Annotated in this window: 18 protein-coding genes; 11 read left to right on the top strand and 7 right to left on the bottom strand. The window is 34.7% G+C overall.

Going from position 1 to position 14,540, the window contains the following annotated elements:
• Nucleotides 1–127: 127 nt before the first annotated feature.
• Nucleotides 128–994: a cupin-like domain-containing protein gene (locus tag RM51_RS15275; protein WP_039371472.1), complete on the bottom strand. Its 867-nt coding sequence runs from the start codon at nt 992–994 to the stop codon at nt 128–130.
• Nucleotides 995–1,163: 169 nt separating this feature from the next.
• Between RM51_RS15275 and RM51_RS15280 the strand changes: the two genes are divergently transcribed.
• The gene (locus RM51_RS15280) at nt 1,164–2,045 is read left to right on the top strand and encodes a bestrophin family protein (protein WP_039371477.1); all 882 of its coding nucleotides are present in this window, start codon (nt 1,164–1,166) and stop codon (nt 2,043–2,045) included.
• A 9-nt stretch (nt 2,046–2,054) separates the two neighbouring features.
• On the opposite strand, the gene RM51_RS15285 is transcribed toward RM51_RS15280, so the two are convergent.
• Nucleotides 2,055–2,654, bottom strand: a complete 600-nt coding sequence (locus tag RM51_RS15285) for a hypothetical protein (protein WP_039371480.1) — start codon at nt 2,652–2,654, stop codon at nt 2,055–2,057.
• Between the two features lie 146 nt (nt 2,655–2,800).
• On the opposite strand from RM51_RS15285, the gene RM51_RS15290 reads away from it, so the two are divergent.
• From RM51_RS15290 to RM51_RS15335, 10 genes are all read left to right on the top strand, one after another.
• A complete protein-coding gene (locus tag RM51_RS15290; RefSeq protein ID WP_039371483.1) occupies nt 2,801–3,421 on the top strand; it encodes a toxin-antitoxin system YwqK family antitoxin in 621 nt (206 codons plus the stop codon).
• A 4-nt stretch (nt 3,422–3,425) separates the two neighbouring features.
• Nucleotides 3,426–3,956: an RNA methyltransferase gene (locus tag RM51_RS15295; RefSeq protein ID WP_039371486.1), complete on the top strand. Its 531-nt coding sequence runs from the start codon at nt 3,426–3,428 to the stop codon at nt 3,954–3,956.
• A 185-nt stretch (nt 3,957–4,141) separates the two neighbouring features.
• On the top strand, nt 4,142–4,792 hold the full coding sequence (locus tag RM51_RS15300) for a CBS domain-containing protein (RefSeq protein WP_039371489.1): 651 nt from the start codon (nt 4,142–4,144) through the stop codon (nt 4,790–4,792).
• 2 nt (nt 4,793–4,794) lie between these two features.
• Complete coding sequence (locus RM51_RS15305; RefSeq protein WP_039371491.1) at nt 4,795–5,664, top strand: NAD kinase; 870 nt, start codon at nt 4,795–4,797, stop codon at nt 5,662–5,664.
• A gap of 71 nt (nt 5,665–5,735) precedes the next feature.
• Nucleotides 5,736–6,806 carry a class II fructose-bisphosphate aldolase gene (fbaA, locus tag RM51_RS15310; RefSeq protein WP_039371493.1) on the top strand — a complete coding sequence of 357 codons (1,071 nt, stop codon included), beginning with the start codon at nt 5,736–5,738 and terminating at the stop codon, nt 6,804–6,806.
• Nucleotides 6,807–6,905: 99 nt separating this feature from the next.
• A complete protein-coding gene (gene accD / locus RM51_RS15315; protein WP_039371495.1) occupies nt 6,906–7,763 on the top strand; it encodes an acetyl-CoA carboxylase, carboxyltransferase subunit beta in 858 nt (285 codons plus the stop codon).
• A 55-nt stretch (nt 7,764–7,818) separates the two neighbouring features.
• Nucleotides 7,819–8,334: a DUF6973 domain-containing protein gene (locus tag RM51_RS15320; RefSeq protein ID WP_039371498.1), complete on the top strand. Its 516-nt coding sequence runs from the start codon at nt 7,819–7,821 to the stop codon at nt 8,332–8,334.
• A 165-nt stretch (nt 8,335–8,499) separates the two neighbouring features.
• Nucleotides 8,500–9,903, top strand: coding sequence for a nucleoside recognition domain-containing protein (locus RM51_RS15325; protein ID WP_039371500.1), 1,404 nt, complete (start codon nt 8,500–8,502; stop codon nt 9,901–9,903).
• A gap of 2 nt (nt 9,904–9,905) precedes the next feature.
• Nucleotides 9,906–10,199, top strand: a complete 294-nt coding sequence (locus tag RM51_RS15330; protein WP_039371502.1) for a hypothetical protein — start codon at nt 9,906–9,908, stop codon at nt 10,197–10,199.
• Nucleotides 10,196–10,579, top strand: coding sequence for a hypothetical protein (locus RM51_RS15335; protein WP_039371505.1), 384 nt, complete (start codon nt 10,196–10,198; stop codon nt 10,577–10,579). Before RM51_RS15330 ends, RM51_RS15335 begins: the two co-directional genes overlap by 4 nt.
• Nucleotides 10,580–10,629: 50 nt before the next feature.
• Here the strand turns inward: RM51_RS15335 and RM51_RS15340 are convergent, their stop codons facing one another.
• The 5 genes from RM51_RS15340 to RM51_RS15360 all read right to left on the bottom strand — a co-directional run bounded on the left by RM51_RS15340 (nt 10,630) and on the right by RM51_RS15360 (nt 14,540).
• Complete coding sequence (locus tag RM51_RS15340) at nt 10,630–11,745, bottom strand: retropepsin-like aspartic protease (protein WP_165585013.1); 1,116 nt, start codon at nt 11,743–11,745, stop codon at nt 10,630–10,632.
• Nucleotides 11,746–11,868: 123 nt separating this feature from the next.
• On the bottom strand, nt 11,869–12,753 hold the full coding sequence (locus RM51_RS15345) for an energy transducer TonB (RefSeq protein ID WP_039371509.1): 885 nt from the start codon (nt 12,751–12,753) through the stop codon (nt 11,869–11,871).
• A gap of 34 nt (nt 12,754–12,787) precedes the next feature.
• Entirely contained in the window at nt 12,788–13,186 is a 399-nt protein-coding gene (locus RM51_RS15350) for an ExbD/TolR family protein (protein WP_039371511.1), read from the bottom strand.
• A gap of 10 nt (nt 13,187–13,196) precedes the next feature.
• Nucleotides 13,197–13,901, bottom strand: coding sequence for a MotA/TolQ/ExbB proton channel family protein (locus tag RM51_RS15355; RefSeq protein ID WP_039371514.1), 705 nt, complete (start codon nt 13,899–13,901; stop codon nt 13,197–13,199).
• Nucleotides 13,902–14,078: 177 nt separating this feature from the next.
• Entirely contained in the window at nt 14,079–14,540 is a 462-nt protein-coding gene (locus tag RM51_RS15360) for a hypothetical protein (protein WP_039371516.1), read from the bottom strand.

Genomic DNA, 14,540 nt, shown 5'->3' on the forward strand with positions numbered 1-14,540 from the left:
GTTTGTAATCTCCCACAGATTTACACGGATTTACACAGATTATTGTATCTATTTTTTTCTTTTTTTAAACAAAGTAAAACATAAACATCTGTGCAAATCCGTGTAAATCTGTGGGAGAAAAAAATTATTAAGAATGTCTCGCCAAAGCTTTCGAGCTTTTCTTATACGCCCATTTCTGTTTGTAATCTACCCATTTAGCCTTAAAAATCTTTCGCATTAATTTATCAGTATATCTCATAATAAAAACATGATACAGCATACTCGCAAAAACATTCGGCTTATTTGGAAGCGCACGAAGCGACATCGAAAATCCAGGCTCCAGATAGCGATTGAAATGCCAGAAAGCTCCTGGAATAAAAAGCGCATCTCCGTGTTCCATGAAAATTTCAAAGCCTTTCGCGTGTTTCAACGCCGGAAACTTTTCATAATCAGGATTTTCATAATCAACATCGTAGATGGTGTGTACTGATAAAGGAACTTTATATAAAAAAGCAGACTGCTTTTGATCGAATAATAGAATCCTCTTTTTTCCTTCGAAATGAATATGAAGAAAATCTCCTAAATCTACATCATAATGCATTAAAACATGCGCTTCACTCCCTCCGAAAAATAAGGTAGGAAGTCTTTTAAAAAACTTCATTCCCAAATCGGGATACGTAAAGTTTTTCAGCAATTCCGGAAGTCGGTCTGTAATAATGTAAAAGAAAATTCTGAGATCTGAAGGATTATTTTTTATCGTATCAATATAGTCCTTCATTTTCATCTTTGTAACCGGAGCATCTGTACTTTTGTTGGCATCTGCAGGTTTGTTATCATATAAAGGAACTTCCTGTTCACCGGCTTTTTCACGGATAAAATCAAAATTCCATTGATCAAAAGCATCCCATCGGCTCGCAAAATTCTTGATCAAAAGCGGTTTATGCATTTTGAAATAATTTTTCTGAAAATCTTCTTTACTGATATCTGTGACAACATCTACACTTTCGAGAATCATTTTGTGTGGTATTTTTTAATGCGAAATAAAAATAGTGTTTTTTTGAAATTTACAAAAGTTTTAAAATTAATATCAGTTATCATTGCCTTCTTATTCCTACTGAAAGTTTAAATGATTATAAATAAGGATAAAAACGAAAATTTTATCTTTGTAAGGATTAATTGAGTTTATGAGAGTTTACGACACCAAACATTTTCTAAAAATTCTTTTCAGCCTGCATAAAAGTGATACTTTGAAAATCCTTTTTCCAAGTATGATTATGGTCGGTTTATATTCCTGGGGAATTGAATATTTAGAAGTAGAATATTTTCATCTGACTTCAAAATCAGGAATCAGCAATGTAGGAATGATCCACTCTTTACTTGGTTTTGTCCTTTCTTTATTATTGGTATTCAGAACAAATACCGCTTATGACAGATGGTGGGAAGGAAGAAAACTTTGGGGAAAATTGGTAAATGATTCCCGAAATTTTGCTATAAAAATCAATTCTATTCTTGAAAATGACAGAAAAGATGCTGAACAAATTGCGAGGTACCTTAAGTTTTTTCCTCACTTTTTAGCCAAGCATCTTTCTAAAGAGTCTACGCGATTAGTATTAGACGAAGATTATTCAGAAATTGAACAATCTATAAAAAACCATGGACCCAATGAAATTATCATTCTTTTAACCCATAAGCTGAATCAACTAAAAAAGGAAGGAAAAATTTCTGATGTAGAAATGCTGTATCTGGATACACAACTTAGTGGCTTCTTAGAAGTTTGCGGAGGATGTGAAAGAATTAAAAACACTCCGATTCCTTATTCGTATTCTTCTTTTGTGAAAAAATTCATCATCCTTTATGTATTGGCATTACCTGTTGCTTACGTAATCAGCATTGGTCTTTTTATGATTCCTCTTACTGTTTTTGTCTATTACGTTCTGATGAGCTTAGAAATTATTGCGGAGGAAATTGAAGACCCGTTCAACAATGATGAAAATGACATTCCGATGGAAGCATTGGCACAAAACATTGAAAGAAATGTGCATCAGATCATGGGTTCTAAAAAATAAAATCAAGCCTTAAAGCTTGATTTCTTTCATTTCACCGTCCTGTTTTATTTCTACAAATTTACTTTCGCGGTTTCCTGCAGAATAACCGTAGAAAAACGTCTGATAAACGGGAGTAGAGTATAAATATCCGCCATAAGCGTTGTAAGCGTTTGATTGTCCTGTTTGTTGCTGATAACTTGCTGTTGCCGTAAAATTGATAATGGTTTCCAGATAATATTTTCCGGGTTTCAATTTTTCGAATTTAAATCTTCCATGATCATCCGTTAAAGCATCAATTCTGTATTTAAAAGCTTCTTCAGACATATAAACCGTTGTTTTTTTGTTTTCATACTTTTTTCTCATCTTATAAAACTCCTCAAAATAAGGTGTTACAGGAAAAAGCATTACTACAGTTCCTTTTTTAGCATAATGTTTCTCAGCCAATAAAGGTTTCACTCCCCAATTATTCTTCTGTTTTGTGGAAGCCACTCCTTCAAGGGTAGAATTTCCGAAACCAATCATATCCTGAGCAAGTTTTTTATCAAAGAAAGCTTGTGGATAGTATGTATTTTGTGCTTTGGTAAAACTAAAAGCTGATACGATAGTCATTAAAACGAGTGCATTTTTCATACTTATATTTTAGCCAAATATAGGTATTTTATAACCCGGAATAAATACCCAAATTTGGGGAGAAAATGTTAATTTTTAATGATACAGATTACATTTCATGCATATCATTTCAACAAGTATTAATTTTAACCCAAAAAAAATAAATTATGAAATATTCACTTTTATTAGCCGTTTTTTCTTTTTCAATAATGAGCGCTCAGAAACCGTGCGGATTTAAAGACGGATTACAGGAAGGAACCTGTAAACAATTTTTTGACAACGGACAGGTAAAAGAAATCGTCGAATGGAAAAAAGGAAAAACGGAAGGCGATGCTATTTTTTATTATGAAAACGGAAAAATTCAGGCAAAAGGAGAATTCAAGAAAGGATATAAAGTAAAAGAATGGGAATATTTTGATAAAAATGGAGTTTTAACATCAAAAGAAACCTACAGAAACGGAGAAAAAAATATTTACGACAATAGCTCTACCGCTACATTTTATTCTCCTTCAGGTAAAATTGCTGAAGTTTCAAATTATAAATTTGGTAAATTGCACGGTGAAAGTAAATTTTATCATGAGGACGGAAAGTCTGTAAAACAAATCGGAACTTATGAAAACGGCTTGGCTACAGGAAAATGGAAAGCGCTTTACCCATCTGGAAAAATCCAAAGGGAAACAGAATTCGTAAATGATAAATGGAACGGAACCAGAGTTCATTACCGCGAAAACGGAAGCATTGAAAAAACAGAAGTTTACAAAGACGGAAAATTAATCTCTACAAAATAAAAAATTGGTACAAAAATTAAAACTGGAAGAACTCAACAGAATAGATGTGGAAACATTTAAAACCGTTGAAAAAATTCCTTTGATCGTTGTTTTAGATAATATCAGAAGCATGCACAATGTAGGTGCTACTTTCAGAACTGCAGATGCTTTCCTGATTCACAAGATCATTCTTTGTGGTATAACTCCGCAACCACCCCACCGTGAAATTCATAAAGCGGCATTGGGTGCTACGGAAAGTGTTGATTGGAGTCATGAAAGCGACATCAACACCACTATTAATGATTTAAAATCTCAAGGTTTTGAAGTGGTAGGAATTGAGCAGACAACAAGCAGCCAGATGATTACAGATTTTACCATTGATTCGGCAAAAAAATATGCGATTATCTTAGGAAATGAAGTAGAAGGAATCAGTGATGAAGCACTTCCGAATATTGATACTTTCCTAGAAATTCCACAACTGGGAACCAAGCATTCTTTAAATGTAAGTGTGTGCGGAGGAATCGTAATGTGGGAGTTTGCAAAGGTCTTAAAATAAAAAAACTGCATGTGTCTAAAAGACAGTGCAGTTTGAAATAAATCTAATAAAAAGTAAAAATGAAAGGCGACAAAGATACTTCTTTTTCCCTTACAAACAAATTTTAACATCGCTTTTCAAAAAAAATCATTAAAAAAAACAGGCCTACAGAAAAAATTTAGTTTAATTTTTTATAAATTAGCACCATGTTTATCAAGGACTATATCTCAAAAGACTTTCCGTGTTTTAGCCTGACTGATTCAATAGAAGCAGCAAGGGAGATATTAGAAGATTTTGGATATTCTCATGTTTTCATTAAAAAATCCCATCATTTTTACGGAGCCATTGCTATAGACTTTCTTTATGAGGAAGAAGGCACCTTAAAAGATCTGGAACATCAGATAGAGCGTTTCGCAATATTGGAAGATAATAATATTATGGACAGCATTCGACTGTTCCATACTTTTGACACCAATGTGATTCCCGTTATCAATAAAAATGAAAAATATTTAGGATATATTATCTGTGATGATATCTTTCAGGATTTATCAAAATATCCTCTGTTTTCTGAAACAGGAGCTATTCTAACGATAGAAACGCCTGCAAGAAAATATTCTATGACAGAAATTGCCAATATTGTAGAAAGCAATAATTCTAAATTTTACGGGGGCTTTATCAGTTTCATGTCAGATGAAGTAATTCATGTTACCATAAAAATAAGCAATGAGAATCTCACCTCGATAGATGCCACATTCGATCGATACGATTATAAAATTGTGGAGAAATATTATTCGGACGAAAAATCGGATTTGTATAAAGACAGATTCGGATTCTTCCAAAAATTCCTAGAAATCTAAGCATGAAAGCAGCCATATATTCTCAGAAAAAAGATCTTGACACCTTTTTGTATCTCAGTAAATTTATTTCAGAGCTCGAAAGCAGAGGCGTAACATCTGTTCTCTATGACGAAATGGCTGAAGCCCTTCAGTTTTCAAAAATTTTCGAAACCTTCAATTGCAAGCAGGATCTTCTTGAGAAAAAAGTTGATCTTTTTTTCACATTCGGAGGAGACGGAACGATCGTAAATTCTTTAACATTTATTGAAGATCTTGAAATTCCCGTTGTAGGAGTAAATACAGGAAGATTAGGTTTCCTGGCAAGCTTTACAAAGGAAGAAGCTTTCAGAGAATTGGATGCTATTTTGAAAGGAGACATCAAAACAAGCCGCAGATCGGTGATTGAAGTGGTTTCTGAAGGCTTAGAAGAAGGTTTTTTCCCTTACGCATTAAATGATGTCACGGTTTCCCGAAAAGAAACAACATCGATGATTACGGTAGATTCATATATTAATGATGAATTTCTGAACGTATTTTGGGGAGACGGCGTAATCGTTTCCACACCTACAGGTTCTACCGCTTATTCATTAAGCTGCGGTGGCCCCATAATCTCTCCCAATAACGAAAACTTTGTGATCACTCCTATTGCTCCTCACAATTTGAATGTGAGACCTTTGGTGGTAAATGACAGAGTAAAAATCAAATTCAGAGTAGAAAGCAGAGTACCACAGTATTCTCTTTCACTAGATTCCAGATTAATACATATAGAAACAGATAAAGAAATCATTATAAAAAAGGCTTCTTTTCAGCTCCTTTTGGTACAGCCCAATAATTTAAGTTTTTATGAAACCATCCGCCAAAAGCTACTTTGGGGACGAGACAAAAGAAATTAGTTATTGAGCAAAAATCATTACCTTTACAGGAATTTTAAAAAGACCCTAATAATTTATATAAAAAGTAAAACATGAGCAGAATTTTTCCGGCAGGAGTTGCCACAGGTCAATTAGTTACCGACATTTTTCAATATGCGAAAGAAAATAAATTTGCATTACCAGCAGTAAATGTAATTGGTTCTAGCAATGTAAATGCAGTTATGGAAACGGCAGCGAAATTAAACTCTCCTGTTATTATTCAGTTTTCAAACGGTGGTGCTGCTTACAATGCAGGGAAAGGATTAAACAACGATGGTCAGAAAGCAGCTGTTTTAGGTGCTATTGCAGGAGCAAAACACATCCACACTCTTGCTGAAGCTTACGGAGCAACTGTAATTCTTCACACAGACCACTGTGCAAAGAAATTATTACCTTGGATTGACGGGTTAATGGATGCTAACGAAGATTTCTTCAAGCAAACAGGAAAATCTCTTTACTCTTCTCATATGTTGGATCTTTCTGAAGAGTCTTTAGAAGAAAACTTAGAAATTTCTGCTAAATATTTCGAAAGAATGGCTAAACTTCAGATGACTCTTGAAGTAGAAATCGGAGTTACAGGAGGTGAAGAAGATGGTGTTGACAATTCAGACGTAGACAACTCAAAATTATATACTCAACCGGAAGATATCGCTTATACATACGAAAAGTTGAAAGCAATTTCTGATAACTTTACAATTGCAGCAGCATTCGGTAACGTACACGGTGTTTACAAGCCAGGAAATGTAGTTCTTACTCCGAAAATCCTTGATAATTCTCAGAAATATGTTCAGGAGAAATTCGGAACTGGAGCTAAGCCTGTAAACTTCGTATTCCACGGAGGTTCTGGTTCTACTTTGGAAGAAATCAGAGAAGCTATTGACTACGGAGTAATCAAAATGAACATTGATACTGACCTTCAGTTTGCTTATACAGAAGGAATTAGAGACTATATGGTAAACAATGTTGAGTATTTGAAAACTCAAATCGGTAACCCTGAAGGAGAAGAAAAACCTAACAAAAAATTCTACGATCCTAGAGTTTGGATGAGAAAAGGGGAAGAAACTTTCTCTACAAGATTAGTTCAGGCATTTGAAGATTTAAATAACGTAAATACTTTAAAATAAAAATTTGTAAAAAGTAAAATGTATACTATAAGAAGCAAGTTCAATACTTTCTCATTTATACATTTTACTTTTTTCATTGTACATTAATATATTACAAAAATGGCAGCATTCGACTGGTTTAAAAGAAAAGCAAAAAACATTACGACTTCTACTGATGAGAAAAAGGATGTTCCAAAAGGTCTTTGGCACCAAACTCCATCAGGAAAAGTAGTTGAGCATGAAGAACTAAAAAGAAACAACTACGTTTCTCCTGAAGATGGATTTCATGTAAGAATTGGAAGTGCAGAATTTTTTGACATCCTTTTTGATGAAGGTAAATTCACTGAGTTAGATGCTAACGTTGAAAGTATTGACATCCTTAACTTTAAAGATACAAAACCTTACGCAGACCGTCTAAAAGAAGTAAAAGCGAAAACAAAACTTACAGATTCTATCAGAAATGCTGTAGGAACTGTAAAAGGAACTGAAATGGTAGTTTCTTGTATGGACTTTGCTTTTATCGGAGGATCTTTAGGTTCTGTGATGGGAGAAAAAATCAGAAGAGCAATAGACTATTGTATTAAGCACAAACTTCCTTACATGATCATCTGTCAGTCAGGAGGAGCAAGAATGCAGGAAGCAACTTATTCTTTGATGCAGTTGGCAAAAGTACAGGCAAAATTGGCTCAGCTTTCTGAAGCAGGACTTTTATACATTGCTTACCTTTGTGATCCTACTTTTGGTGGTATTACAGCTTCTTTTGCAATGACAGCAGATATTATCATGGCTGAACCTGGAGCTTTAATCGGTTTTGCAGGACCAAGAGTTATCCGAGAAACTATCGGTAGAGATCTACCGGAAGGATTCCAGACTTCTGAATTCTTACAGGAAAAAGGATTTGTGGATTTCATCGTGAAAAGAACTGAAATTCAGGATACAGTAGCAAAAACAGTAAATTTATTAGCAGTACGTGCTTAAAATTTGTAACAAAAATACAATCATCTCTCTCTAATTAAGGGAGAGATTTTTATTTATGAGAACTTTTAAAATATTTTTTGATACGATTCGAAGTATGAGCTTTAAAAAGATTTTGCGTCTTTTATCTCTCCTTCTTCCCCATCCTCTTTTTTCTTTATTAAGTTTTCATGCCACCGTAAAAGCATTCACGATTGCCCAGAAAAAATTCCCGGAAACAGCGTCTAACAATGGTATTGGCAATGCTTTCAGACACGCTCTTTGGTGTTGTTTTATCATGATGTACTGCTGTAAAATTTCCTCTCCTCAAAAAGCATTGAAGTTCTGCAAAAGAATGACCGATATGCACGAGGAATTATTCCCCAATCAACCCTTAGAAACAAAAATGGACCTCCATAACAATAAAATCGGAATGGATTATTTTATGGAGCTACTTCCCGGAATTCACCGCCAGTTCTTTGAAAAAAGCTTTTTCATCGAGGCTCTGGAAAAGAAAATGAAAAATGCGAAAGTCTTAAAAAATCTGGATGATAATTTTGAGGGCTTTTTGGTTTATCTTGATGAAAAGAATTAATCTTGTATTTAATTCTACTTTCCCTGTCATTCTGAACAGAGTGAAGAATCTATAAACAGATTACTATTCGCCGAAATGACAGCTCGTCTCAATGACTTAAAATCTCTTCCTTTCTTTGTAATCTGAAGTTTTTTTGATAAGTTTAAACAATTATAATTTAATCAGATGGTTCTCAGCAGAATTTGGTCCGCATTTATCATTGTTGCCATTGCTATTGCAAGTATAAAATACATCTCCTCAAGCCACTACAAAACCATTTTTAACGATATGGTTGTAGGAAAAGGCGGAGACACCGTGCAAATCGCAACACAGAAAATAAATACACTTTCTCCGATTGTCCGAGATAGTTTGATGAAAAAACCTGATTTTGCAGAAAGTAGAATTCATTATAAAACAGATTCACTGAAGCAGGATGTGAAAGTTTACCGCGTTCAGGAAGCAGACGGCGTAATCGGAACTTCTGAAACCGCTGTAAAAATCTGTTTGGGGCTGATTGGAATTATGACTTTATTTATGGGTTTTATGAGTATTGCCGAAAAAGCAGGCGGAATCAATCTTTTAAGTCGGTTAATTCAACCTTTTTTCTCAAAATTATTCCCGGAAATCCCTAAAAACCATCCGGCTTTCGGACATATGCTGATGAATTTCAGCGCCAATCTTCTTGGTTTAGATAATGCAGCCACTCCTTTTGGTTTAAAGGCAATGGAAAGTCTTCAAACCTTAAACCCGAATAAAGATACGGCCAGTAATTCCCAGATCATGTTCCTGTGTCTTCACGCAGGAGGAATGACATTGATACCGGTTTCGATTATTGCAATCAGAGCTTCTATGGGCTCGAAAACACCAACCGATATTTTTCTTCCGTGTATGATTGCAACCTTTGCGGCAACTTTAGCAGCAATGATCATTGTTTCTTTATATCAGAAAATTAATCTATTAAGACCTGTCGTTCTTGCTTATGTTGGAGGAATTTCAGCAGTTATTGCATTATTGGTTTTGTATCTGGTTCAATTGAGTAAAGATGAACTGGATGATTTCAGTAAAGTATTAAGCAACGGATTAATTCTCTTTATTTTCCTTTCGATTGTTCTTGGGGCAGTTTACAAAAAAATTAATGTTTTTGATGCTTTTATTGAAGGCGCAAAAGAAGGTTTTACCACTTGTGTGAAAATTATCCCTTACCTAGTCGGAATGTTGATCGCAATTTCTCTGTTAAGAACTTCCGGAGTTTTTGATGTGATTATCGATGGAATGAAATGGGTAGCAAACGTTGCACATTTTGACCCTCGATTTGTAGATGGACTTCCCACTGCTTTAATCAAGCCATTATCAGGTTCAGGAGCGCGTGGAATGATGGTGGATACAATGACAACCTTCGGAGCAGATAGTTTCCAGGGGAAATTGGCAGCCGTTCTTCAGGGAAGCTCAGATACGACGTTTTACGTGATCGCTGTTTATTTTGGAGCAGTAGCTATAAAGAATACAAGATACACGGTAATTGCCATGCTTTTAGCCGATTTAGTAGGTGTTATTACTTCTATTGCGTTGGCTTATCTTTTCTTTGCTTAATAATGGAAGAAAACAAACCTAATATCTTTGAAAAATCAACAGAAGTGATTGGAGGATTTCAAATCTTTCTTTCTCCTCTTTTGATAGGAGTTTTAATTGCAGCGATCATTTATTTTCCAAATCCTAACAACTTCACCTTAATTATTGCAGTTGCTATTGTTATCTTAGGAATTGTTATTGGATTAATATTAGCTTTAAGAATTTATAAAAGTAAAGAAGGTACAATACACTTCATTTCTAAAACAGCCTCCACTCCTGAAATCGAAGAAACAACAGAAAAAAATCAAAAAAAATGATTACAGATAAAGAATTCACCTTAAGATTAATACGTCAGTTAACTCAAGCATTAGAAAAACTAATTTTGGATAAACCGGAAGAGAGCTTGATGCAGAAAGAGTTGGATTTCGAGACTTTGATGAAGGATATTTTCAAATTTGATTTCACCACTCTTTCCTCAAAAACGAAAGAAGAAATTATTGGAATCGTCAACGAAAGACAGGAAAGAGATCACAAGGATTATTACGAGATGCTGGGAAATCTGTTCTATTTTAATGGGAAAGCGAGCGGAAATAAAGACTTTTTAGATAAAGCAAAAACATTCTACGAATTGTATCTTCAGACAAGCGGAATTTTTGCGTTACCGATCATCAACAGGATTAATGAACTGAAAAATTAAAAGCCTCATATATAAATATTAGAGCGGCCTTAAAAGGCCGCTCTAATATTTTAATTCAATAGCTGTAAGATATTCTTCTTTTCCAAAGTGAATTTCTTGTGAGATTCATTTTCTATCGTGATCGTTTTAACCTCATCCATCATCTTTTTTATTCCGCAGAACGTTTCATTATTCACTCTTGATACATCAATATCGTTTATTTTAATAATTTTTTCTGCTAATGTTAATTCTGACAATTGAGGAATCTGCAGCTTATTGACTATAATAAGAGCATCTTTATTCACTGCAAACGAAACACCGAAAGAATTATATTCAGGTTGAATACTATTCGGATATAGAATAATTTTTTTATTGATACAATCAAGAACTACTAAATAGTTTTCCATGAACTTAGTTCCCAATAAATTTGTCGCTTCCAAGCTGCTATCTATGATCTGATTTCCGATGTTTACGTTACCTATCTGGACTTCCATGAAATCCACCTGTTTTTCTCCCTTGCTTATACTATTTAAAGATTGCGCCAATAGTCCCTCAAAAGTCAAAAAATCATGATCTTTTATCTTGTTATAAGATTGCTGAGTGAGAGAAAAGCTCATCCCGGAACCCGTATCAAATACATAATCTAAGACTTGTCCTCTTATTTTAACTTCAATTTTCGGAACACCGGTAAAGTGTTGTTCTGTGAAAGGAACTATTACTGAGCTTAAAGAAGAAGCGTTTTCTATTTTGTCAGATATTGTTAGCGTTTTATTTTTAAAATTAATTTGCCATACCTTATCTTTCATCATATTCGCTCCTAAAATCCCACTTATTTTTTTACAGGCACGAGAGCTCATCCAACTAATATCAGCAAACGAGAAGTTGACATTTTTGATGCTTAAATCCGCTACCTTTAGAGTATTAATGGTAAAAACGTCCATTTTAGACTTCGCATTATTGGCATCTATCCCCTCAAAAATGATATTACTTTTTTTGGCGTTAATTTTATCCTTCAGTTCGTCTGAAATAATAGTAAAAGCTCCGGTATCGAATATAAAATGATGCTGATCGTTCTGTATCGTTACATTTAGGACAATCTTTCCCTCTATTAATTCAAAAGGAATTACAGTTGCTTTAAAGAAAAACGGGCAAAATAACAATAAGATGAGCAAGGAGTTTAATTTCATATTTCTGTTGTGATTTATCATGGTATAAGCAAATATAAGCACTCCTTCAATTTCTTTCAAATAAAAAACCGTGGCAAAGTCGCTAAACTTTAACACGGTACTATAAAAATTAAATTATTTTTCTTAGAAAGTAATTTTATACGTTCCTGTGGAAGAAACATTGGCTTTTTCAGCCTTTACATATTTTTTCACCCAGGCAACTGAAGTAGATGCAACGCAAGGATCTGAAACACCTCCCGATCTTCTTGCGGAAACCACATTCCCCGCTTTATCTACAGTGTAAGCAACGGTAATAGATCCGCTTGCTGTACAACTGTGAGAAGGTTGTGCACCACCTCTTCCCATTGTTCCGGGAATATATCCTACCAATTTTCTGTCAATTCCTACTTTACTATCTCCATTTCCGTCACCTCCTAAAGGATCTCCCGCATTTCCAATGCCTTCTCCATCACCTTGGCTTCCTGCTTTTGTTCCCCTTCCTCTTATTAAGTTTCCAATAGCTGCCGTTCCTTTTCCGTCACCATTTCCTGTTTTTGAATTGGCAGTAACAGCACCCGATTTTTTAGTGTTCTTAGAAGCACTTGTACTTGCAGCAGTTTTTTTACTATCAGCTTTTACTTCCTCTTTTTTTGGAACAGTTACTTTAGAATTATTACCTGTGATAATTTTCTCCTTAGCTTCTGATTTTTTAGTTTCAGGCTGTGGCTCCGGTTTTATGATGGTCTTAGTTTCAGGAACTGCTGTTTCTACCGGTTCCGGAGTAACTTCTTCCGTAGCTGCAGCCAGACTTCCCGGCTGATCTGCGGGTTCTTCTACCCCATTTCCATTTCTGTTATCCCCAAAATTCACCAACATGGTAGTAACAACCTCCGGTTCAGGATCCAGTTCAGGTTTTAATTTATATAAAAAAACAAACAGCAAGATGGCAGACCAAATAAGAATAGAAAGCAATGCGCTTTTTATTCTGTCTCTGTTTTCTTCTTGTTTATTAATGACGTAGCTCTTCATTTTTTAAAATAATCTTGTTCCGGATAATCGTTGATTATTTATCTTTTACCGTTGCAATCGCAATATTAAACTTATTCTTTTCCGCAATTTCCATCGCAAAAACCACATCTTTATGCATCGTATTTTCGTCTGCCCTTATCGTAAAAGATTTGTTGGTCTGGTTAGCCAATTTATCAACGATGATTTGCTCCAGTTGGTCTTTCGTTACAGGATTATCGTCTACAAAATAAGAACCGTCTGGCTTTATACTTACCGTTAAAGGATTAGGAATATTATCATCTACCGCTCCGGCTTTTGGTAATTTCACATCAATCGCACTTTGATTAGCTGCAGAAGATGTTATCATAAAAAAGATCAGCATCAGCAAGATAACGTCGGTCATCGCTGCTAAACTGAACTCGGGGTTCGCTTTATTTCTTCTCTGAATTTTCATCTGGAAAGATTTATAAAGGTTTATTGATAAGATCTAAAAATTCACCCGACATATTCTGAGCTTTCAATACAAACTTATCGATTCTTGTTAACAATATATTGTAGAAAAAGTTAGCCGGAATTGCCACTGCAAGACCTACCGCAGTCTGTCCCAATGCTGTATAAATACCCTCAGAAAGCGTTTTTGGTGAGAAAGATCCTGTTGCATGAGAAAGATTAAAGAAAGCGATAATCATCCCGATTACCGTTCCTAAAAGTCCCAACATCGGAGCAATACTCGGAACTACCGCCAAAAGATTCAGATTCTTTTCCATATTCGCCACCTCAACCTGAGCCTGCGATTCCATTGCGCTTACAATGTCTGAAACCGGACGTCCTAATCTTGAAATTCCTTTTTCTAAAATTCTGCCCTCCGGAGAATTTTGTCTTTTGCAGTAGTCTAAAGCAGACTCTATTTTACCCTCTTTAATGAAATCTTCAATATTATCCATAAAATTGGAATCCGTTTTTGAAGCCAGCCTTTTAATAAAAAAGAAACGTTCAAAAAACAGATATACTGAAAACACACCAAGTATCAGTACAGTTACCATCACTATTTTAGCGAAAGCACCTCCGTGAAACATGATTTTCCAAAATGAAAATTCTAAATCTTCTGTATTCACTGCCGGTGTAGCAATTTGTGCAAATAAAATCTGAGTAAGTTCCGTTAACAGCATTAATATCTAGTTTTATAATGGTTTTAAACGACAAAAATAATAGAATATTATTAATTGATGTCTTAAAAAATGCTTAAAAAACAACTTAAAATTAAGTTGCCTTTTACAAATAGCAAAATTCTTTCCAAAAAAATTGAAAAGAACTTTATAATATAAAAATATTGAGATCGATGGATATTAATCCTCGTCTACCTCAATATCATCTTGTTTAAATTCACATTTAAGTCTGAAAGGCAGCGGAGTATCCGAACCGGTATAAAAATCATCAATCGTTCCTTTCCAGATAACCTGAAGTTCCCCTTCTTCATTTTTTTCGAACAGAAGTTCATTATCATAGATAAATGCTTCTTCATCGTCAAAAAGATCTACTTCGGTGTAGCTATCTTCATCCGAATCATTGATTTGAATCGTTTTCCCTTCTATTTCCGCAGATTCAATAGGAAAATCGAAAACTTCAAGCGAGAGCTGTGGAAAATTGTACTGTAGAGAATCATCGTCAACATGATCCAAACTGTCATCCGTAATAACTTCAACCTCTAAAAAATGTTGCTGGTTGCTATAGACCGCTTTGCAATAAGTGTTTCTGATATTGTATTTTAGCGTTTCGTCCGGATGGTAAATTTTTAAAATCCCTTTCAT

It is taken from the genome of Chryseobacterium taiwanense (assembly GCF_000813825.1).
Taxonomy (GTDB): Bacteria; Bacteroidota; Bacteroidia; order Flavobacteriales; family Weeksellaceae; genus Chryseobacterium; species Chryseobacterium taiwanense.